A 21320-nucleotide genomic window follows, 5' to 3' on the forward strand; every position below is an offset into this window, starting at 1 on the left:
ATCCTCATGATAGAAAGCAGCCCTCCTCTATTGCAGGCCTGGTTCCTTGCGCTCTTCTAATACCGTGGATCAACGGGATATATTCCGATTGTTCTGCGCCGTAAGCTCGCCCATATCAACGTTTTTCCCATTAGCCCAGTGATTTGTCGCGGCACGGAACAGCTCTTTTCTTATGGATCATTTATTTTCTATATCGCAGCACGAGCATAATTACAAACAGCACGACTAATAAAGATAGACTGTTTGTCATCAAAAATGCAATTCCAGCACCATTACTGACTAAATCGATAGCATAAATCTCCATGAGCGCGATTCCTGATAACATGAACAAGTAGGATTTCAGGCTTAGATCTCGGACGGACTTCGTCTTTATAATCTGCAAAATCTGAGGAATCCAGCCGATAGCCAGAATCACTCCGCCGATAAGTTGCAAGATTGAGAAAAGCACTATATATCACCACCCTGCCGGTTGATGGGGTCAAGAATATGTATGTTGTTAAATATATTCCCGGCACTGTAATTTCATCCTTTATTCAGCAAAAAAGACAAATCGCAACTCTGGCGACTTGTCTCCGGCGTAAAAGGTCCACCTGTTTCATTCATTAATCCTATGATTCTCCCCCTTGTATTGTTCAGGATTTCGCGCCTGAGATTTTCCCAAGCAAATAAACCAGCAATTGCTGATTATGCGTTGAGATTCGGTCCAAAATACTGTTGATATATGTATCCCGAATGGAGACTCCGCGCTCGAGTTCTTCTTTTCCCTTCTCCGTAAGGGATACCCATACGATCCGACGATCGGTCTCATCGCGCTCCCGACGAATCAGTTCACCGCGTTCCATCCGGTCCAGCAGCATCGTTACGGCAGCAGGCGTAGTAGAGAGGAACGGAATAAGATCCGAAGGCTTCAAGCTGTGTTTCTCCTGTTGAATCATGACTTCCAGAACACTCAATTGCGAGGTTGTTAAGGAAGGTGCAAGATGATCTTCCATATGGGTCTGAAAATCCTTCATGATTCTTCCAAGTAATTTGACAAATTCCTCTGTATGCAATCCGATCCCTCCCCAGGTTGAACTCCAATCAATAACTTAACTCATAAAATATAGGGATATCCCGTTTATCGGAATATATCATGCATTCGTGAAGTTGATATCGCTTGAGCCACAAAGCAGCAGGTTGACGTAACAGATGTGGAGTGATCACAATCGCGTGTAATTAATTTTTCGACATTCATTTTCAAAATCCTGCCATGGGACAAAAAGTGGTTCTTCCTATTCAATTATTTCTGATCGCCAAACCCTAGATTCAGGGCGCTCAGACTGACATGGAACAAAAAAAGGCCGCCCCTTAGGCAGTCCGTCATAAAACAGTATATTCCTGAAGTGTAGCTTAAAAGCTACGCCATTTCTTCATGTATCGGGGTATTCAATTCCGGCATCCCCACCAAATCATAGCTGATGTGAATATTTGCGTTTGCCCTTCGACTTGTCCGGGGCATCCACAAAGACCTTGCACACCAAGTCATTCAAGATGGTGGGCGTGAGTTCCTGCAAATCTGTGTATTGCCTGCACTTGCGGATAAACCGTTCTACATCTTCGGCGTATTGCTCCTGTTCGTCCAGTTCCGCTTGCCATTGCTCCAGTTTGTTTTCTAAATCAGCCTGTTCCGTTTCATAGTCAGAAGTTCAGTTTCTTTTGATAGTTATTTCACTACCGTTGACCACTATCGCTTCGTTATTGCTAATCGGGGATAAGTTTAATACGGAGGAATAGGTGTCCACTATTTTCTGTCCAATTTTCTTAAAGGGTGGATTGGTATAGTGCGGCACAGTGCAAAACTCCACCAAACCTAAAGCATCAAAATTTTCTAAGCCCGACGCTTTCTTTACACTATCCATCCCTTTGACATATTCAATGTTTGCAGATGTAACTATTGCTCCGGCAGACTCTCCGATATACAGTTTTCCGGCATTGACTTCATCAATGATTACTTGATCTGCGCCGGTTCTTTTCAATTCCTGCAACAAGAAAAATGTGTTGCCCCCTGTCACATAGATGAAATCGTTGTTTTTTATTTTTGCGGTAATTTCAGCGGTTGTGGCGAGTGATATATCCAACTCGTCAACAATCAGTCCCATCTTTTCAAGAGCCTTTCTTCCTGCGCTCACATAAAACACGACCTTTTCCACTTTGCTTGCAGTCGGAATAAAGGTGACGGTTTTGCCGTTTAGGTCTTTCTCGAAGTCTGCAAATATGTCAGCTACATCCTTAAAGGAGGATACCAAAAATAGTTTTTCCATAAGGCATTTGATCCTTTCTCTGTGGTCTTGGTTATAGTATAATCCATAATGGTGTCAATTAGTGACACCGTTTATTTAAAAAGAGGAAATGCCATGAAAAAATCCGAGCGTCAAGCAGGGCTTTCTTATTATTAGGACACAAAACAAAAAAGAAGCGTACTGTCTACTTGGAGAAATACGCTTCTTTTAGACATTTCATTTGGCAGTTCGGCAGTTGCCCATAAACAATATAATTTTATACTGTCTTATGACGGAACACTCTTAGGCAGCCTGCTCCAATCTGTTTGTCCGATGATCCTATAAATTCACAAACCCCTTCACCCGATCCGATATCTCCAGTGCAGAGGATCGTCAATCCTGCCTTGCTGTATTCCTGTAATCGCATCATACAGTCTCCCGGAAACTTCTCCGATCTGGCCCTGATTGATCTGAATGCTCTGCTCCCCCCACTTCATCGCGCCGATCGGGGAGATTACCGCAGCGGTTCCTGTGCCAAAGGCTTCCTCCCATTTTCCTTGCTGCTGCGCCTCGAACAGCTCCTCGACGGTAATTTTGCGCTCCGTCACAGGGATTCCCCAATGCCTCAGCATCGCAATCACGGAGTCCCGCGTAACCCCTGGCAAAATACTTCCGTTCAACTCGGGCGTAATGACCTCGCCATCCACCTTGAAGAATACATTCATACTTCCAACTTCCTCGATATAACGCTGCTCAACGCCGTCCAGCCACAACACCTGAGAGTAACCCTGACGCTTGGCCTCTTCTTGCGCTTTGATGCTTGAAGCATAGTTGATCGAAGTCTTGGCTGCCCCTGTTCCACCGCGTACCGCCCTGACATATTGATCCTCTACGTAGATGGATACGGGCGCCAGCCCGCTGGAATAATATGCTCCAACCGGTGAAGTAATGATAAGCAGTTGATATTCCTTCGCTGCGCGTACACCAAGGCATGGCTCGGTGGCAATAATGAACGGACGAATATAGAGCGAATTTTCCACCTGCTGTGGAATCCAGTCACTATCGGTCTCAACCAGCTTGCAGATCGCTTCAAGCATCCATTGCGGCTCCACTTGTGGAATACCTAATCGATCACAGGACATATTCATGCGCTGGATATTCTTCTCCGGTCTGAACAGATGGATCTCTCCGTTCATCCCCCGATACGCCTTCATGCCTTCGAATACTTCCTGTCCATAGTGAAGCACCATTGCTGACGGCTCCAAGCTTATAGGTCCATAAGGAACAATTCTAGCATTTTGCCAGCCTCGCTCTGATGTATAATCCGCAACGAACATATGGTCACTAAAATATTTGCCGAAGCCCAGCTCCCCTTCATTTGGCTTGTTCTTCGGCTGATTAGTCCGAATCACTTGTAACGGTTCCATATCAAGCGCTCCCTTTCTTTAGGTACGATATTTATTGTTAATAACTATAGCGATTTAATCTCTATTGATCAATAATATGGTATCGATTATAATCATAGAAATTATCTATCGATAAGGGGAGCCTGCGAATGGAACATCGATTGCTGGAGTACTTTCTGGCCGTATGCGAGGAACTGCATTTTACGAGGGCTGCTGAGAAACTGGGCATTTCCCAACCTACATTAAGCCATCAGATTCGGCTGTTGGAACGCGAGCTGGGAGCACCATTATTTCACCGTTCTGGCAAGAAAACAATACTGACACAAGCCGGTCAAATTCTGCTCGGTCATGCCCACCGAGTAATTAACGAGATTAAGCTGGCCCGACTGGAAATTAATGAACTATCCGGACTGCAGAGAGGGAAGCTGCGCATCGGCTGTTCTGGCAACCATTTATTAACCGATGCCTTGGTCGCTTTCCATCGCCTCTATCCCGGAATTGAACTTACCGTGACAGAGCTTGCTACCGAAGAGACCCGGGATGGCTTGTTGCACAATCATCTGGATGTAGGCGTCGTATTTCTGCCCCTTTTCGATGAACAGCTGGCTTATCGGCCGCTTTATGATGAAGAATTGGTGCTGGCCATTTCCAGCAGCCATGAGTATGCTGCCTGCTCCAATATCACGATTCAGCAGCTGGCCAATCTCCCGCTCGTCCTGTTCCCGCAGAAATTTCTGGTCCGGCAGATGATAGATTCCGCCTGCGCCGAGCTGGAGATTCAACTAAATCCTGTAATGGAGCTGTCCACTCTGGAATCCCAATTACATATGGCCGAGCAGCATGTAGGCGGTACGATTCTGCCCAAATCCTATGGCAGGACCGTTGTTAGCGACAAGGTAGCCATTATATCCCTTGCCGATCCCGCCCCGCGAAAAAAGGTAGGTCTTGTCTACCGCAAGGATACGTTGGAGAACTCGATCATCCGCGCCTTTGTCGACCATCTGGTTTCCTTATAGTGAATCTAAGCTCGAATTTTGGGATTTACATAATTATTGTAATATAATTATTGTAAACGTTTCTATATTTTTCTAATCGGAGGTGTTGATTCTCTAATTGTTATCGGCTTGCAGTTCTATCACTACTTCAGGACAAGCATAGGAAAATGCACAAGGTTGTCTTATTTGGCATTTCATTCTATCCAAGGTGTCATCTCTATCCGGACCATTGGAACAAGACGCCGGAATGGGGCACGCAATGGATGATTGATCATATCGAAACGGGCGATGCCATCGGCAAGCCTGTCGTGCTGGAGGAATTCGGCTACCAGAATCAGGCGACCCGCGACCAGGTCTATCAAACCTGGCTGTCCACCATCGAGCAGTATAATGGAGCAGGAAGTCAGTTCTGGATTCTGACCGGCATTCAGGATGATAACAGCCTCTATCCCGATTATGATGGCTTCCGGGTCATCTATCCAAGCAGCACGGCAACCGTGATTCAGAGCCACGCCTTGAATATGAATGCGAAGAGTGGAACCAGCCAGCCTTCGGTTCCCCCGGCGCCAACCGGACTGCTGGCCAAGCCGGGCAACGGATCGGCGACAATCAGCTGGCATGCTTCGCCCGGAGCCACCAGCTACACCGTCCAACGCAGCGACAACGCTAACGGGCCCTATACAGCAGTCGCAGCTAATCTTACTGCAACCACATATCTAGACACGGGACTTACGAACGGGAGCACTTACTACTACCGGGTGAACGCTGCGAACAGCGTGGGAGCAAGCGCCGATTCCGCCAGCGTATCCGTCATCCCCAAGGAAATAACAGTCGGCAATTTATCCATTCAATATAAAGCTGCGGAGACCGGAGTAAACAACAATCAGATCCGCTCGCATTTCAAAATAATAAATCAGGGAACCGAAGCCATTCCGTATGAGAATCTGACGCTGCGTTACTGGTATACCGCCGAGAGCAATCAGGCGCAATTTTTCGATTGTGATTACGCTCAGCTTGGCTGTACGAATCTGAGCGGAGCCGTTCACCAGCTTGCCCAACCGTTAACCGGTGCGGATCATTATCTGGAGATTTCCTTTGCCTCCGCAGCAGGAACGCTGGCAGCAGGCGGCAATAGCGGCGAGATTATGGCGCGTCTCCATCAAGGAGACTGGTCCAATTACAATCAGGCCAATGATTATTCCTTCCTCTCTTCGGCCCGCTCATATACAGAGAACAATCATATCACATTGTATGATAACGGTGTGTTAATATGGGGAATTGAACCGTAGGACAAATTTTAAGGGAGTGTCAATGTTGACACTCCCTCGTCATGTGCTCCGGCTATGATTACAGCATCTCGCCTGAGTAGAAAGAACTGGGCAGCTTATCAAAGTCATAGTCGGCAAGCTCTTCCAATGTGATATTAGCATGGGCTCCCTCATGAACCATCAGGTTGCTGTTTTCGCCAACGTGAATCAGAATCACCGGTTTGTCCGTCGCATAAGCGTAGCCAAATTCCCAGGCTGTTCCCGTGTCCGAATAGTTGCCATGATAGATGCCCACCACAATTTCAGACCATTTAATATATTTAATATCAGTCATAAAGGTTTCAATCGACCACTGTCTGGAACCGAACTCGGCATTTTCATTGTTTTTTCGGAATGGCGAGAACACGTTCAGGCCTTTGTCGGCCAAAATCTTCTCTACCTGTTCCAGAACTGCGATCTCTGTATCATTAAAAAATGGACTGGCGAGATATACCCTTTTCATCGTCTTGTTGACCTCCGTACAATGTATTCTGGATAGGCTCCTAAAGCATGGGAGATCCCTGTCTTGTCCTAAACCCACTATTCCATTTTTTCTAAAATGCCTTTAATTAGTGCAATAAAATTCACTCTAACCTTACCGGCCACTTCAATCACTTCTTCATGGTTCAGAGGCTGATCCAAAATACCGCAAGCCATATTCGTCAAGCAGGAGATGCCAAGTACTTTCATATTTCCGTGAACGGCTACAATCGCCTCGGGAACTGTCGACATCCCAACTGCATCGGCTCCCATCGTACGGATCATACGGATCTCAGCCGGAGTCTCGTACGTAGGTCCGCTCCACCAAGCATAAACACCCTGTTGTATTTTCATATTAAGATCATTAGCTACTGTCCCTGCCAGATGACGCAAACCAGGATTGTAGGTTTGAGACAAATCCGGGAAGCGAGTACCTAATTTATCGTTATTGGGTCCGATTAACGGATTCGTGCCAACCAGATTGATATGATCCGTAATCAACATTAAATCCCCGGGATTAAAGCTGGTATTCACCGCCCCGCAGGCATTTGTAATAATCAGATTCTCGACGCCCAACGCCTTCATGACACGCACTGGAAAAGTGACTTCATCTAAAGTAAAGCCTTCGTAATAGTGAAAACGCCCCTTCATGGCAGCTACTGTCTTCCCCTTCAACTGTCCAATCACCAACTCGTTAGCATGGCCGACGGCGGAAGATTTAGCAAAATGAGGAATTTCAGCGTAAGGAATGGTTACCGGATTTTCGATATCGTCGGCCAGTGTTCCCAAGCCAGAGCCCAGAATCAATCCGATGGCAGGACGATCATTAATTTTACTCATAATGAAATCTTTCGCTTCCAGAATTTGTTGCGTGTTATGCATGAATCTTTCCTCCTTAGTAATGTTGAACGAATTATATTCTTGGTAAACCTAGGATAAATGACTCGTTAAACTAGCCCAGAATCATTCATCACTGAAAGTTTAAATGACTCGGCGGATAAAGTAAATAGACTAAATCTCATTTTGATAAAAAGTTAATCATAAAGCATGATTATACTTCAGCTCATTACGATATAAGCCACAACTTCTGTCAGAAGGAGCTAAAAATTGCCTTGCACCTGCTTTTTCTTTTTTGCAAAATAGAGTAAACTACTCATAATTTAATGATTAGAATGGAGTTCGGAAGAATTATGCTCAGGCAATTTATCGGTATCACGTCTCAAAAGACGAAAAACTTAAAAGTTCTATATCGCTTTATTCGTCAATGGGGTCCGATAGGCGTAAAGACGCTTTCCGAGATGACGGGATATAAACCTACCACCTGTGCCCGTCTACTGGATGAACTTGTCCAGGCGGGACTGATTCATGATAGCGGCTTAGGAGAATCCAGCGGCGGACGTAAGCCTTTAATGTACGTCATCCGGCCTGACGCCTTCTATTTAATTGGCGTAGAGCTCACCAATTTATATACAACCGTACTGCTTCTCGATCTAAATTTGACCATTCTTGGAACAGAGAAATTGAAAATGGATTCACAATGCACGGCTCAATATACATTGGACTATGTATCCCGGTGTATTAATGAACTGCTGGCCAAACACGATATTCCCGCAGAGAAAATGCTGGGAATTGGTGTTGGCGTCCTTGATCCGGTAGATCTTGAGCGAGGCATCATCGTTGATTCTCATTTATTTCCTGCAGACGGTTGGCACGACTTCAACCTCGTCAAATACTTAGAGCAGAAAAATGATACGCTTGTATTTCTCGATAATGGAACCAACCTGGCGGCACTGGCGGAATACCGCTTGAACTATTGGAAGGAAACAGACAGTTTGGTTTTTGTCTCCAGCGACATGGGGATTCGCAGCAGCATGATCCTCAAAGGCAAGCTTGTCCATCAAATCAATGAGATGGATGATGCTTTGGGCCATATGATCCTCGATATACATGGACGGCGTTGCACCTGCGGTGCCTATGGGTGTCTGCAAGCCTACAGCAGCCTGCCGGCGATTCACCACGAAGTCATTCACCGGCTCAAGCGGGGCCAAACATCGATGCTTCAACAAAATATGGATGCGGACAAGGTAGACTTTCACCACATTCTGGAGGCCATGGACGGGCAGGATTCGCTTTGCCTGGAGGTTGTAAAGGAAGCGGCTTATTATTTTGGCATAGGTCTGGCTAATCTAATCTTTATGCTGCGTCCCGATATCGTCATTTGCGGTGGAACGCTTGTCCCTAAGCCGCTGTTCTACGAAGAAGCCTCAAGAACTGCACATGAACGGGTGGCTATTTATCCTAACTGTCAGGTTAAGATCGTGCAATCCTCTACAGCCTACAATATAGTGGCCCAAGGAGCCGGGTGCATGGTCCTGGATTATTTCACATCCACGGAAATTAAATAATCCCGGTACAAACGTATAGGCGAACAAACCTAAAGAACCTTCATTCCCGCGCTTGGCGGATTTGAAGGTTCTTTAGGTTTATTTATTCAGCAGATCCAAGCAATAATTTGCCTAGAGGCAATCAAGATTCCAGCAGATCCACAATTTCATCCTGCTTCTCCACATGGGCCATGATTTTGCCAATCGACTTGCGATCCGCCAGCGGCGTTGCTTCAGAACTGAAGCTGTATGCCTGACCTTCCCGGGTCATGGCGATGATTGTGATCGGTTCCTTGCAGTGGAAGCCGCCTGCAATCCGGGTGCCATTCGGCTTCACGCGCTTGCCTTCCTTGAATTCAAACGTCTGAACGCCTTTGCCACCGCGGTTCTGGAGCGGATAATCGAGCAGCAGGCTGCGCTTCGCGTAACCCAGATCGGAGATGACAAGCAGCTCGCCTTCATCGCCTTGAACCCATAACGCGCTGACGACCTCGTCGTCCTCCTTCAGCCCGATGCCCTTCACCCCAGCGGATACACGGCCCATCGCATTCACTTCATTCTCGGCAAAGCGGATAGCCATTCCTTGTTTCGTTAACAGAACGATGTCCTGATTGCCACGGCTAACCTGAACAGTAATAATTTCGTCCCTATCTGTTACCTTGCAAGCAGCGACTGCCGTCGACCGCTTCGTCTCGTATTCCTTCAATTCTGTACGCTTCACTTGTCCGCGTTTTGTTACGAAGACAAGGCTGACGCCCGCTTCATCGAACGATTTAAGCGGAATGACACCGATGATCGAATCCTCTTTGGCCAGCGGAATGACGTTGACAATCGCAGTCCCGTTATCCTTCCACTTGAACTCAGGAATCTGATGCACCGGCAGCAGGAAGTATTGTCCGCGCTGTGTGAAAATAAGTATATTTTGCAGTGTGTCCACATCAAGCACATGCTTGATATAGTCGCCTTCCTTCACCCCAGAGCCATTGCGCTCTCCGCCGGAACGAGTGAATGAGAGCATGCTGGTCCGCTTAATATAGCCCTCATTGGACAGGGTCACCAGCACGTCTTCCTGCGCGACCATAACCTCAAGATTGACCTTAAGCTCTTCTACCTCGCTCTGAATTTCCGAACGGCGGTCAATTCCGTATTTCTCGCGAATTTCCAGCAGTTCTTTTTTGATCAGGGCCACGAGCTTCTTGTCGCTCTCCAGAATCCCGCGCAATACGGCGATTTTCTTAGTGATGTCGTCAAGCTCTTTTTGCAGCGACGTAATTTCCAAATTTGTCAAACGGTATAATTGCAAAGTAAGGATGGAATCGGCCTGGCGTTCTGTAAAGCCGAACATCCATTGCAGATTATTCTGCGCATCCTGACGGTTCTTCGAGGCCTTGATGGCGGCGATGACTTCGTCCAGAATATTCAACGCCTTGACCAGACCTTCGAGCACATGGGCGCGGTCTTCCAGCTTATCCAGCTCATACTGGGTGCGGAAGGTAACGACCTCACGCTGGTGAGCAATATAAGCCTCAAGGATTGCTTTCAGACCGAGCTGGCGAGGGGCTTTGTTGACAATCGCCACCATATTGAAATTATAAGTGACCTGCAGGTCTGTCTTCTTCAGCAGATAAGCCAGAATCCCCTGGGCATCCGCATCTTTCTTCAGCTCAATAACGATTCGCAATCCGTTGCGTCCGCTCTCGTCGCGAACTTCGGCAATTCCGTCTACCTTTTTCTCCAGCCGAATATTTTCCATAGCCGTTACAAGACGGGACTTCACAACCTGATACGGTATCTCCGTCACGACAATCTGCTGCTTCCCGCCGCGCATATTCTCGATTTCCGTCCTGGAACGCAAATAGATGCGTCCCTTCCCGGTGCGATAGGCTTCGCGGATGCCGTCCTCGCCCATGATGATTCCGCCAGTCGGGAAATCCGGTCCTTTTACATAGGAGGCGATCTCCTCCAGTTCAAGCTCCGGCCGCTCCATAACCGCAATACATGCGTCAATAACCTCACGCAGGTTATGCGGCGGAATTTCCGTAGCAAACCCGGCCGAAATCCCGCTAACCCCGTTGACAAGCAAATTAGGATAACGGGACGGCAGCACCACCGGCTCCAATGTCGAGTTATCAAAGTTATCCTTGAAGGGAACCGTCCGCTTCTCAATATCGCGCAGCAGCTCCATAGCGATCGGCGACAGCCGCGCCTCCGTATAACGCATCGCTGCTGCCGGGTCATCATCCTGGGAACCCCAGTTGCCGTGCCCGTCAACCAGCACATGCCCCATCTTCCAAGGCTGAGCCATCCGCACCATACCCTCGTAGATCGAGGAGTCACCGTGCGGATGATAATTTCCCATCACATCGCCGACCGTCTTGGCTGACTTGCGGTAAGGCTTGTCAGGCGTATTCCCCGAATCATACATCGCATACAGTATCCGCCGCTGAACCGGCTTGAGCCCATCGCGCACGTCAGGAATGGCACGGTCCTGAATTATATATTTGGAATACCGACCGAAGCGATCCCCTACGACCTCTTCCAAATAAGCCGGTAAGAAATTCTCCAACATACTCAAATCAAGTCACCCTCTATTCCTCATACTCCGTAAAATCGACGTTCTCTACGATCCAACGCTTGCGCGGGTCCACCTTATCCCCCATCAAGGTGGATACGCGCCGTTCCGCCTTCGCGGCATCCTCAATCTTCACTTGCAGCATTGTACGGCTCTCCGGATTCATCGTCGTCTCCCACAACTGATCCGGATTCATCTCCCCGAGTCCTTTATAACGCTGCAGTTCGAAGTTTTTACCAAATTCCTTCAAGTAATTCTGCAGCTGCTCATCGCTCCAGGCATAACGTACGGTCTCCAGCTTGCCTGAACGCCTCGTGATCTTGTACAGCGGAGGCTGGGCAATGTAGACCCGTCCGGCATCGATCAGCGGCTTCATATAACGATAGAAGAAGGTAAGCAGCAGCACTTGAATATGTGCTCCGTCTGTATCAGCATCCGTCATAATGATAATCTTCGCATAATTGCTGTCCTCGACAGCGAATTCCGTGCCGATGCCCGCACCGATCGCCGCGATAATGGCCCGATACTCATCGTTCTTCAGAATATCGGCAAGCTTGGCTTTCTCCGGATTCATCGGTTTACCCTTCAATGGCAAAATCGCCTGAAACTTGGAATCCCGGCCCTGCTTCGCCGAGCCACCGGCGGAGTCGCCTTCGACAATGAACAATTCATTGCGGGCATAGTCCTTCGACTGTGCAGGAGACAGCTTGCCGCCGAGATTCGTGCTCTCGCTGCGTTTCTTGCCGCTCCGCATCTCATCGCGCGCCTTGCGCGCTGCTTCCCGCGCCTTGGAGGCCTGCACCGCCTTCTTGATCAGAACTTGAGCGACCTGGGGGTTCTCCTCCAGGAACAGAGCCATCTTGTCGGATACGACAGACTCCACGGCACTTCGCGCGGAAGCGCTGCCGAGCTGATCCTTCGTCTGGCCGACGAACTCCACCTCGGACATCTTCACGCTGATGACAGCCATCATTCCTTCGCGAAGATCATTGCCCTCCAGATTTTTATCCTTCTCTTTCAGGATTGCATTCTTCCGGGCATATTCATTCATGACACGCGTATATGCTGTCTTGAAGCCAGTCTCATGTGTACCGCCGCCCCGCGTAGGAATCGAGTTCACAAAGGACACCAAGGTCTCCGTATAGCCCACATTATATTGCAGCGCTACTTCAACCTCGATCTCATCCCGTTCCGCATAGAAATGAACCACTTCATGGAGGACATCCTTGCCATCATTCAGGAACTCGACAAATTGGCTCGCACCGCCCTCGTAGAAAAACTCGTCAGAACGGTCGGAACGCTCATCCTTCAAAGTCACTTTCAGACCTGAGTTCAGAAAAGCGATCTCCTGCAAACGATCGGCGAGCGTATCATAATTAAGGCCGATTCCATTCGGGAACACCCGAATATCCGGCTTGAACGTTACCTTCGTGCCGGACTTATTCGTATTGCCGATAATATCAAGACCCGTTACCGGTTCGCCGACATGCTCGACTCCTTTTTTATCCACCCAGTACTCGAACCGCATGCGGTGAATTTTGCCCTCACGGTAGATCTCCACCTCAAGCCACTCGGATAAAGCGTTGGTTACCGATGCGCCAACCCCGTGCAGCCCCCCGGATTTCTTATAACCGGAGCCGCCGAACTTGCCCCCAGCGTGCAGGATCGTATAGACGACCTGCGGTGTAGGAACACCGATCTTATGCATCCCAGTCGGAATACCGCGGCCATTATCTACTATGGTTACAGAACCATCCTTATTCAATGTAATATCGATCTTGGAACAAAATTTGGCCAAATGCTCGTCGACAGCATTATCCACAATTTCCCAGACCAGATGATGAAGTCCCGACGAGCTCGTACTGCCAATATACATCCCTGGCCGTTTCCGTACTGCGACAAGCCCTTCGAGCACTTGAATGTCGTCCGCGTCGTATCCCGAAGATTCACTTCCGGAACGGATACCGGAAGCTTCTTCGAACAAATCGATTTGTTCCGCCATTCATGCTCCCCCTTTTACTTTCGTTATGTAGTCTTTAATATACGTGTTCAAAAAGGCCGGTGTTCAGCGCCGAGAAAGTTGAATGAAGCCAGCGATTAAAAAGCGCAGCGCACGTTGTTCGTACGTGAACGCCTGAGATGTTTCGCAGGAATCATCGCTTCGCAAGCATTCGCTTGGACCCGGCTTAATTCAAAATTTGATGCAGAATCTGCTTCCTGATTGACTACGTAATCAAAAGCGGACTTTTTGAACAACCTCTAATATACTACAAATGCAAACAAATGTTTTGTTATCCTTGTCCATTTTAATTCAAGATATCCTGTTTCGTAAAGACAAGGAATGAAACGACTGCCGAACAAGCCGCCCAAACCGCCAGAACAGCGAGTGAAAAGCCCAGTGTCATGCCCTCGATCGGAGCCGGTGTTCCCGATAAATAGTTCGTAAGACCGAGATTGACCATGAACAAATATTTGGCGCTTGTCCAGGCTGATGCCATACTGCTGAGAATATTGCCGGCAATCAGCGCGGCCATCATAATGACAATACTCGCGGCAGTGCTGCGTACGAGCACAGATACCATGAAGGCCAGCATCGCTACTACAATTCCAACGAACCAGATCAGCCCGGCCTGCATACAGATATATTTCCACTGCGGTACAGCATGAACATTGGACATATCCACTTCGCTGCCATGCAGCTGGAAACCGCTGAATACCGGAAGCTGAAATCCGCCATAGCCAAAAAATATTCCGGATATTAAGTAACATACGAGCAGCGTAGACAGGATGATCAACGAGACGAACATGATCAACGTAATTAACTTGCTGAGCAGGATTTTCCACCTTCGCACCGGCCTGGTAAGCAGCATCTTGATTGTCCCCGCTGTTCGCTCAGAGGATACAATGTCTGACCCGACACCCATGATCAGGAGAGGAATGAACAACGTAGATGCGTTATCCAGAAATTCACGGGTGAACGATACACCGCCAGCCTGGATGGGATTCACATCATGCTCAAGATAATATTTCATCTGCTCGATATATATTTTGCGGTATTTTTTCCACTCCTCAGGCACGCGGTCGCTGCCGAGTGAATTTTGATTATCCGTAATCGCCTGCTGGACTTCCCGGCGCCAGTCTGCACCGAATTTCTCCCGCTTGGCAGATGCTTCACGCATCTGGGCATAGGTGAACATCGGGACAAGAACGAGCAGCACCAACAGAACGACGTAAAATCGCTTCTTCTTGATCATTTTGATCGTCTCATTCTTAACTAACAGCATCAGATTATTCAACACCCTCACCATCCGTCATCTCAAGGAACAATTGTTCCAGCGTTGGAATTACCTTCTGAACGGAACGGACCTGAAGCCCGGAACTTACGAGCCGAGGCACGATATCCGCAATTTGGTCCACCTGCATCTGGGTTACGAGCGCCTCGCCGCCAAATCCGGCAAGGATCGCATCATCCAGCACCTCGTCCACATTTCTAACGATGCTGATTCCAAGGTCAGACAGCATCGCCTCTCCTGCAGAAGACGGCTCCAGCTCCCAGACCACATACCCTGTTCTCGAGTCAAGCAGTTCATGAACAGCGCCGACTTCAAGAGCCCGACCGCGGCTTATAATCGCCACACGATCACAGAGTACTTGAATTTCACTAAGCAGATGGCTTGAGACGAACACGGCCAGCCCTTCCTTCGCCAGGAGGCGGATAAAGTTGCGCATTTCCTTAATCCCTTTCGGATCAAGACCATTCGTCGGCTCATCCAGAATAAGCAGCTTAGGTCTGCCGAGCAGCGCCTGGGCGATTCCAAGTCGCTGCCGCATTCCGAGCGAATACGTCCGCACCTTATCATGAATCCGCTGGTCGAGTCCAACCAGATCAGCAACCTCCTGAATCCTCGCCGCATCGATTCCCGGCATCATCCGGGCGAATTGCTCCAGGTTCTCCCAGCCCGTCAGGTATGTATATACCTCCGGATTCTCCACGATGGACCCCACCAGGCTAAGCGCACGCTCCGGATCCTTCTGCACATCGAATCCGCAGATCGCTACATGCCCTTCAGTCGGACGAATCAGATCAACCAGCATGCGAATCGTCGTTGTCTTGCCCGCTCCGTTTGGCCCGAGAAATCCAAAAATCTCTCCGGCTTTCACCTCGAAGGATACATCCTGCACGATCCAGCGCTTGCCGATCCGCTTCTTCAAATGCTCCACCGACAAAATAATCTCATCATTTGTCTTCGTTTGATGATGCATCGCATTTTCGCCTCCTTAACCTAGTTCAGCGCGATGCTCTGTACAATCCGCTCTGCGATCCTCTGGTAGCCGTCGCCATTCGGATGGAAATGATCACCCGATAAATAGCGATCCAGGTTGCTCGTAAATAGATCATAGGTTGGAATAACAATCGTGTCCGGATACTGATTCATTGTATCCAATACATTCAGATTCCAATTCGCCACCGCTTGATCCCCAGCCTTCTTCATGTCCTTCAAATCGGCAAAGGGATTGTATAAGCCAACATACACCAGCTGTGCATCGGGATTAATCTGCTTCAGCTTGCTAACGATCTTCCTAAAATTTTCACCCGATGTCTTTACCGCGGCCTCCATCTCCGCTTCGGTCGGAAGTTCCCCGCTGCTCTGATAGCTCTGAGCTCCTGCGAACAAATCATTCCCGCCGATCGACAGAATAATGATTCCGGCCTGCTTGAGGCCGTATTGGACCCCTGGTTCATCAAGCATCGGCAGCAGCGCCTTCGTTGTCAGCCCGTTGATGCCGAGATTGTTCACTAATTTGGATGACTTGCCCTGCTTCGATAATAACTGCACCGTTCTGCGTGCAAATCCGTTGCCTGTATCGTCCCCGGTACCTTTGGCGAGCGAATCGCCAATGGAAGTGATATCAAACGGCGCTGCCGTGACAGACATTTGTAAGCTGCTGTCGGGCTTGACCTTACTTGCCTCGCTTGCCGGAGCCGTCATATCATAGACGGCATATATGAATCCAACAATAAGCAGCAATGTTGATACCGCCGAGAGCAGGCCCGTAACTAGCCATATTCGCGACGTTTTGTTCATGGTCGTCTTCCTCCTGTGTTGTGTCCGAATCCCTGACCCTATCCTTTAATTAATCTAACCAACTTCTATCACAGGTATAGCCGCAGGAGCTCGTGTATGTTCATTTTTATTGAGTTTATCCTATTTATTAAACAATTGAAATAAAAATTGACCCTCTAGGATCATTCATTGTTGACGAGAATGTGATTTTTTATGATCGCCGGAACACTCTGATAGCACCCATAATATCATCTATTCTAATCCACTGCCAATTTACTGGAATAATGGCCCGGTTAACGGAGATGAGATTCATTTATAAATGCAGAAAAAAAGAAGCCACCAACCAGTCAGGTCAGTCGCTTCTTTTATACGGATTCTATCAAATTGCGCGGCGGTATGGGCAGAGTATTTACATATCATCTTCAACTATTGAATGTGGAAGCTGATAGTTAGAGGAATCAATTAAAATACAAAAGCTCTAGTAATGATAACCAGCAAAATGAACAGAACCAAAATCGCTGCAGTTGATGTAAATAATCCACCACCCAGGACTTCACCCATGTGTACATACCTCCTTACATTTAGAGTACACACCATCCTATTCATTTTTCCCATTAACAGATTGGACTGCTTGCTCAATGATAAAGTCTATTTATCGGATACTTGTACTACAAGTTATACCCACGTCTATTGGATTTGGATGGATTTGAAATAATACCAGGAGCTGCAGGCGGGCCTGGCAAAATAGCCAGATTCATAGTCAGCTCCTGTGTCATCTATCGGTCAGAACGCACATACCACACCCTGTTCCGCAACTCCACATAAAAGCCTGAGAATCGCTTCCCAGGCCTGCTTTGCTCATATTTATGAATGGTCCTACCCTCCGTCCTTATAACCGGTGCCGCTTAAAGAGCTTTGACTGCCCGGCATAGACACCGATCCGTCACCATATTCTGTCCGGCCCCCCGGTTGTCGCCGCTCCTGCTCCACGGTTTCAAGCTGGCCCAGCAAGTGGGCGAATTGATTGCGAAGCTGCTCCGCCTCCGCTTTATACAGCTCGTAGCTCGCCAAATATTCCTTCATTTTTGCTTCAGCCGACCTCTTCTCAGACAGCGCACGACGAGCATAATCCTCCTGATAAGCAATGGCTGCCATATGGGCTTGGCGAATACGTCTATTGACGTAGGCCTGCTGCTCGACATAGAGCTGCTTGAACTTCCTCTCCAGAGCGATCCGTTCAGCCAGCTCTCTCTCCGTATCATCCAATTGCACCTGCAGCTGCAGAAGAACTTCATCCCCCGCCTCTGCCTCTCCGCTTGAATAATCCCCATCCATACACTTATTGGCAAGCTGCTTCAGATCAACCGCCTCACGGCTTGTGATGCCGTAATCTGAATTTGTCATATTCTGTTCCCGCTTGAAAAATGACATTCGTCAGTTCCTCCCTGCCTTAAGTTATCCTCCTCTGATATGTATGCAGATTCCAAGCGGTAAATGGCATAATAAAGAACCGTAACATCCGCCACGGCCCCTTTTTTTATATTCTGTCTTTATGAGAGCAAGTTTACAGCCTATTTGCCTATAAACTCCTGAACCCAAAACCCGTTATAATAACCTACGCCGATCAGCGTATATTTGGGATTCAAGATGTTGGCGCGATGGCCGGGACTGTTCATCCAATCCTTCACGACCTCTTCAGCCGAGCGCTGTCCTTTGGCAATATTCTCGCCTGCGTAGAGATAAGTAATGTGATACGCATCCATCATATCAAATGGAGAACCATATTTCGGCGAAGTATGGTCAAAATAACCGCTCCTGAACATATCCATTGCTTTGTCCTTGGCCATCTTCGATAAATTCGTGTGTACAATCAAAGGCTTCAGCCCTGCCGAAGTCCGTTCTTTATTAACTAGCGCTACAACCTGTGCAGCCCGTTCCGCCTGAACCTGCGCATATACTGCCGCCATACTTTTGCTTTTGCTTGCAGCAGCCGCACTTGCCGTTCCATGCCCAGCAGGAATAGCTGCCAGTGACACTGCTAATACGGAGAATATCAATCCCAATTTTGCGGTCTTCATCTTCATTTTCTTCAATGATACATCCCCTCCTCAGCACGATAAGCAATCTGGAAAATAGTCTCTCTAATTTTACCATGCTTGTCCTTTCCTTGCATGGGAATTTGATGGAAATATATGCCGAGCTTCCATATCCCCCAAACATGAAAATCCCCTGCTTGTTGTTGCCAACAGCTCAGGGGATTTCCCCATTCCTCTCTGTTAAGACTTATCGATAACAAGAATATAATAGCATCAGCGCTTGGCCGCATATTTCCGCATATCAAATGCAACCGCGGTCACGATGATAGCGCCTTTAATAATTTGCTGCCAGTAAGGGCCTACCCCGATGAAGGTCAGACCGTAATTGATGACCGTAAAGATCAATACCCCGGCCATGACGCCAGGAACAGTACCGATTCCGCCTGTTGTTGATACGCCGCCAACGACACAGGCAGCGATCGCATCAAGCTCGTACATATTCCCGTAGTTATTCGTTGCCCCGCCGGTTCTAGCGGCTTCCAGCACGCCAGCAGTGCCATACAAAGCGCCTGCGATCGAATAAATAAGGATTAGCGTCAGCACTACATTTATCCCGGATACTTTTGCAGCTTGCATATTTCCGCCAATCGCATACATATTTTTACCCAACCGGGTCTTGTTGAACAGAACCCACACAATAAAACAGATAGCAACCGCAAAAATAACGATGTAGGGCAAGGATAAGTCTCCTTTACCGAAGCTGCCTGATCCAAGCGTCGTAAAATCGTCGCGAAGTCCGCCGATCGGCTGTGAATTATTCGGCTCCGTATCGAAATACAAAGAGTTGATCCCGTATATTGCCACCATCGTTCCCAAAGTAGCAATAAAAGGAGGAACCTTGAACTTGGAGACGATGACTCCATTAATCAAGCCAAAGATAACGCCTACAAATATCGCGATCAGGATCGGGATGAACAGCCAGAGCTGCGGAAGATCAGGGAAGAAGCGACGTGCATAATCCGGCTCCTGCAGCATCGAAGCCGATATGACCGCAGTCAAACCGACCATCCGTCCCGCCGACAGATCGGTCCCGCCCGTAATCAGAATGAAGGCGACACCTAACGCGATAATGACCCGGGTCGAAGATTGAATCAGAATATCGCGGAGCGTGTTAAAACCGATAAAATGGGGGTCATAAACGGCAATTGCGATCACCAGTACAACCAGTACAATATAGATCGCGTTCTCTGTTATAAAGCTCTGAGTTTTCTTGATATTCATTCCTATTCTCTCCTTCTCGGACTCTAATGCTGAGCGGCTAGTCGCATAATTTCCTCTTCCGAGGCTTCCTGACCATCCAAAATGCCCGTGATCTTCCCCTCCGACATCACCATGATGCGGTCGGACATGCCAAGAAGCTCCGGCATTTCCGATGAGATCATAATGATGCTCTTGCCCTGCTTTGCCAGATCGGCAATGATCGTATAAATCTCATACTTGGCACCAACATCGATTCCTCGCGTCGGTTCATCAAGCAGCAAAATTTCCGGGCTGGTTAACAGCCATCTGGCAAGCAGCACCTTCTGTTGATTGCCCCCGGATAAATTCATAATCAGCGTCTTCGGAGAAGGCGTCTTGGTGCGCAATTTCTCCACTACCTGATTGACCTCATCGCGTTTCTTCCGTTCATTCAGCAGCCCATAGGGCCGAATATATTTGCGCATATTGGCAATCGCCGCGTTCTCATGCACTGACAGTACCGGAAAGATGCCTGTCGTGCGCCTCTCCTCGGTCAACAGCGCCAGCCCATACCGCTTGGCGGCAGCCGGGCTCTTGATGCGTACATGCTTGTCATTGATCCAGATCGATCCGGACTGAATCTCACGCAGGCCAAATAATGCCTCGATGAGTTCCGTCCGCTGCGCTCCCACTAATCCGCCAATTCCGAGGATCTCTCCTTTTCGCAGCTCAAAGGAAACATTGTTGAAGGATTTAGGGTGAATAGAGGTTAGCCCTTCCACCTTAAGCACAACCCCGTTCGGAACATTATGCCGCTGCGGAAAACGCTGCGTCAGGTCACGACCTACCATTTTGGAAATAATCAGGTCGGTCGTCAGCTCTGCCGCAGGCCAGGTGCCTATTTTTTTGCCATCGCGCATAATGGTGACTTCATCGGAAATCCTCAAAATTTCCTCCATCTTGTGGGAGATATATATAATCGATACGCCTCTGCTCTTTAACTCCTGAATAATCTTAAATAAATGCTCCACCTCAACGCTGGTTAAAGATGATGTTGGTTCGTCCATGACGATAATTCTGGAATGAAAGGAGACGGCCTTAGCTATTTCAATGGACTGAATTTGCGAGACAGACAGCTTCCCCACGATCGTATCCGGTTTAATAGGGATATCCAGTTGCTCGAACAATTCTTCGGTATTCCGGTACATTTTTGTATGGTCTATAAACCGCAAGGGCCAGAATCCCTTGGATGGGAAGCGCCCAAGCCAAATATTCTCCATCACACTGCGGAACGGCACCGGATGAAGTTCCTGATGGATCATCGAGATGCCCATTTCAAGTGCGTCACGCGAATGATTAATGTCTACCTTCTGCCCGTCCAAATAAATTTCGCCTTCATCCGCCTTGTAGATGCCGAACAGGCATTTCATTAAGGTTGACTTTCCTGCCCCGTTCTCTCCCATCAGCGCATGAACCGTTCCCGGCCTGACCTGCAAGCTAACGTTATCGAGCGCTTTGACACCGGGAAATTCCTTGGATATCCGTTTCAATTCAAGTAGATACTGCTGATTTGTCAT

At 48.2% G+C, this 21320-nt stretch carries 20 protein-coding genes; 3 read left to right on the forward strand and 17 right to left on the reverse strand.

Annotated features, from left to right (window positions below; translation table 11 throughout):
- Positions 1 to 181: 181 nt before the first annotated feature.
- From DMN77_RS06140 to DMN77_RS06160, 5 genes are all read right to left on the reverse strand, one after another.
- Positions 182 to 448 (reverse strand): PQ-loop domain-containing transporter, encoded by a 267-nt coding sequence (locus DMN77_RS06140; RefSeq protein ID WP_179014039.1) that lies wholly within the window; start codon positions 446 to 448, stop codon positions 182 to 184.
- A 184-nt stretch (positions 449 to 632) separates the two neighbouring features.
- The gene (locus tag DMN77_RS06145; RefSeq protein WP_068781638.1) at positions 633 to 1052 is read right to left on the reverse strand and encodes a MarR family winged helix-turn-helix transcriptional regulator; all 420 of its coding nucleotides are present in this window, start codon (positions 1050 to 1052) and stop codon (positions 633 to 635) included.
- Between the two features lie 396 nt (positions 1053 to 1448).
- Positions 1449 to 1643, reverse strand: a complete 195-nt coding sequence (locus tag DMN77_RS06150) for a DUF4368 domain-containing protein (RefSeq protein WP_306294238.1) — start codon at positions 1641 to 1643, stop codon at positions 1449 to 1451.
- A gap of 42 nt (positions 1644 to 1685) precedes the next feature.
- Complete coding sequence (locus DMN77_RS06155) at positions 1686 to 2300, reverse strand: peptidase E (RefSeq protein ID WP_068781639.1); 615 nt, start codon at positions 2298 to 2300, stop codon at positions 1686 to 1688.
- A gap of 317 nt (positions 2301 to 2617) precedes the next feature.
- Positions 2618 to 3685, reverse strand: a complete 1068-nt coding sequence (locus DMN77_RS06160) for a branched-chain amino acid aminotransferase (RefSeq protein ID WP_068781640.1) — start codon at positions 3683 to 3685, stop codon at positions 2618 to 2620.
- Positions 3686 to 3813: 128 nt separating this feature from the next.
- Here DMN77_RS06160 and DMN77_RS06165 point away from each other — a divergent pair, with 128 nt between their 5' ends.
- The gene (locus tag DMN77_RS06165) at positions 3814 to 4680 is read left to right on the forward strand and encodes a LysR family transcriptional regulator (protein WP_068781641.1); all 867 of its coding nucleotides are present in this window, start codon (positions 3814 to 3816) and stop codon (positions 4678 to 4680) included.
- A gap of 146 nt (positions 4681 to 4826) precedes the next feature.
- On the forward strand, positions 4827 to 5948 hold the full coding sequence (locus DMN77_RS06170) for a cellulose binding domain-containing protein (protein ID WP_179014040.1): 1122 nt from the start codon (positions 4827 to 4829) through the stop codon (positions 5946 to 5948).
- A 58-nt stretch (positions 5949 to 6006) separates the two neighbouring features.
- On the opposite strand, the gene DMN77_RS06175 is transcribed toward DMN77_RS06170, so the two are convergent.
- Both DMN77_RS06175 and DMN77_RS06180 read right to left on the reverse strand, forming a co-directional pair.
- Positions 6007 to 6429, reverse strand: a complete 423-nt coding sequence (locus DMN77_RS06175) for a nucleoside 2-deoxyribosyltransferase (protein ID WP_068781643.1) — start codon at positions 6427 to 6429, stop codon at positions 6007 to 6009.
- A 77-nt stretch (positions 6430 to 6506) separates the two neighbouring features.
- Positions 6507 to 7328, reverse strand: a complete 822-nt coding sequence (locus DMN77_RS06180; RefSeq protein ID WP_068781644.1) for a purine-nucleoside phosphorylase — start codon at positions 7326 to 7328, stop codon at positions 6507 to 6509.
- 308 nt (positions 7329 to 7636) lie between these two features.
- Between DMN77_RS06180 and DMN77_RS06185 the strand changes: the two genes are divergently transcribed.
- Positions 7637 to 8851 carry an ROK family transcriptional regulator gene (locus DMN77_RS06185; protein WP_068781645.1) on the forward strand — a complete coding sequence of 405 codons (1215 nt, stop codon included), beginning with the start codon at positions 7637 to 7639 and terminating at the stop codon, positions 8849 to 8851.
- Positions 8852 to 8972: 121 nt separating this feature from the next.
- Here the strand turns inward: DMN77_RS06185 and gyrA are convergent, their stop codons facing one another.
- The 10 genes from gyrA to DMN77_RS06235 all read right to left on the reverse strand — a co-directional run bounded on the left by gyrA (position 8973) and on the right by DMN77_RS06235 (position 21320).
- The gene (gyrA, locus tag DMN77_RS06190; RefSeq protein WP_068781646.1) at positions 8973 to 11405 is read right to left on the reverse strand and encodes a DNA gyrase subunit A; all 2433 of its coding nucleotides are present in this window, start codon (positions 11403 to 11405) and stop codon (positions 8973 to 8975) included.
- 13 nt (positions 11406 to 11418) lie between these two features.
- Entirely contained in the window at positions 11419 to 13404 is a 1986-nt protein-coding gene (gene parE, locus DMN77_RS06195; protein WP_068781647.1) for a DNA topoisomerase IV subunit B, read from the reverse strand.
- A gap of 304 nt (positions 13405 to 13708) precedes the next feature.
- On the reverse strand, positions 13709 to 14698 hold the full coding sequence (locus DMN77_RS06200) for an ABC transporter permease (RefSeq protein ID WP_179014042.1): 990 nt from the start codon (positions 14696 to 14698) through the stop codon (positions 13709 to 13711).
- Positions 14691 to 15665 (reverse strand): ABC transporter ATP-binding protein, encoded by a 975-nt coding sequence (locus DMN77_RS06205; RefSeq protein ID WP_179014043.1) that lies wholly within the window; start codon positions 15663 to 15665, stop codon positions 14691 to 14693. Before DMN77_RS06205 ends, DMN77_RS06200 begins: the two co-directional genes overlap by 8 nt.
- A gap of 20 nt (positions 15666 to 15685) precedes the next feature.
- The gene (locus DMN77_RS06210) at positions 15686 to 16489 is read right to left on the reverse strand and encodes a GDSL-type esterase/lipase family protein (RefSeq protein ID WP_068781650.1); all 804 of its coding nucleotides are present in this window, start codon (positions 16487 to 16489) and stop codon (positions 15686 to 15688) included.
- A gap of 441 nt (positions 16490 to 16930) precedes the next feature.
- On the reverse strand, positions 16931 to 17029 hold the full coding sequence (locus DMN77_RS06215; RefSeq protein WP_068781651.1) for a dihydroorotate dehydrogenase: 99 nt from the start codon (positions 17027 to 17029) through the stop codon (positions 16931 to 16933).
- 315 nt (positions 17030 to 17344) lie between these two features.
- Positions 17345 to 17899: a PspA/IM30 family protein gene (locus DMN77_RS06220; protein ID WP_179014045.1), complete on the reverse strand. Its 555-nt coding sequence runs from the start codon at positions 17897 to 17899 to the stop codon at positions 17345 to 17347.
- Positions 17900 to 18039: 140 nt separating this feature from the next.
- Positions 18040 to 18552, reverse strand: a complete 513-nt coding sequence (locus DMN77_RS06225) for a CAP domain-containing protein (RefSeq protein WP_068781666.1) — start codon at positions 18550 to 18552, stop codon at positions 18040 to 18042.
- Positions 18553 to 18777: 225 nt separating this feature from the next.
- Positions 18778 to 19785 carry a galactose/methyl galactoside ABC transporter permease MglC gene (mglC, locus tag DMN77_RS06230; protein ID WP_068781654.1) on the reverse strand — a complete coding sequence of 336 codons (1008 nt, stop codon included), beginning with the start codon at positions 19783 to 19785 and terminating at the stop codon, positions 18778 to 18780.
- 23 nt (positions 19786 to 19808) lie between these two features.
- Entirely contained in the window at positions 19809 to 21320 is a 1512-nt protein-coding gene (locus tag DMN77_RS06235) for a sugar ABC transporter ATP-binding protein (RefSeq protein WP_068781655.1), read from the reverse strand.

The organism is Paenibacillus sp. 79R4 (genome assembly GCF_013393165.1).
Classification (GTDB): Bacteria; Bacillota; Bacilli; order Paenibacillales; family Paenibacillaceae; genus Fontibacillus.

Bases quoted from the DNA above. Each gene is read 5' to 3' on its own strand.
- DMN77_RS06155 (WP_068781639.1), bottom strand. From the start codon at position 2,300: ATGGAAAAACTATTTTTGGTATCCTCCTTTAAGGATGTAGCTGACATA.
- DMN77_RS06160 (WP_068781640.1), bottom strand. From the start codon at position 3,685: ATGGAACCGTTACAAGTGATTCGGACTAATCAGCCGAAGAACAAGCCA.
- DMN77_RS06165 (WP_068781641.1), top strand. From the start codon at position 3,814: ATGGAACATCGATTGCTGGAGTACTTTCTGGCCGTATGCGAGGAACTG.
- DMN77_RS06170 (WP_179014040.1), top strand. From the start codon at position 4,827: ATGCACAAGGTTGTCTTATTTGGCATTTCATTCTATCCAAGGTGTCAT.
- DMN77_RS06175 (WP_068781643.1), bottom strand. From the start codon at position 6,429: ATGAAAAGGGTATATCTCGCCAGTCCATTTTTTAATGATACAGAGATC.
- DMN77_RS06180 (WP_068781644.1), bottom strand. From the start codon at position 7,328: ATGCATAACACGCAACAAATTCTGGAAGCGAAAGATTTCATTATGAGT.
- DMN77_RS06185 (WP_068781645.1), top strand. From the start codon at position 7,637: ATGCTCAGGCAATTTATCGGTATCACGTCTCAAAAGACGAAAAACTTA.
- parE (WP_068781647.1), bottom strand. From the start codon at position 13,404: ATGGCGGAACAAATCGATTTGTTCGAAGAAGCTTCCGGTATCCGTTCC.
- DMN77_RS06205 (WP_179014043.1), bottom strand. From the start codon at position 15,665: ATGCATCATCAAACGAAGACAAATGATGAGATTATTTTGTCGGTGGAG.
- DMN77_RS06210 (WP_068781650.1), bottom strand. From the start codon at position 16,489: ATGAACAAAACGTCGCGAATATGGCTAGTTACGGGCCTGCTCTCGGCG.
- DMN77_RS06215 (WP_068781651.1), bottom strand. From the start codon at position 17,029: ATGGGTGAAGTCCTGGGTGGTGGATTATTTACATCAACTGCAGCGATT.
- DMN77_RS06220 (WP_179014045.1), bottom strand. From the start codon at position 17,899: ATGTCATTTTTCAAGCGGGAACAGAATATGACAAATTCAGATTACGGC.
- DMN77_RS06225 (WP_068781666.1), bottom strand. From the start codon at position 18,552: ATGAAGATGAAGACCGCAAAATTGGGATTGATATTCTCCGTATTAGCA.
- mglC (WP_068781654.1), bottom strand. From the start codon at position 19,785: ATGAATATCAAGAAAACTCAGAGCTTTATAACAGAGAACGCGATCTAT.
- DMN77_RS06235 (WP_068781655.1), bottom strand. From the start codon at position 21,320: ATGACAAATCAGCAGTATCTACTTGAATTGAAACGGATATCCAAGGAA.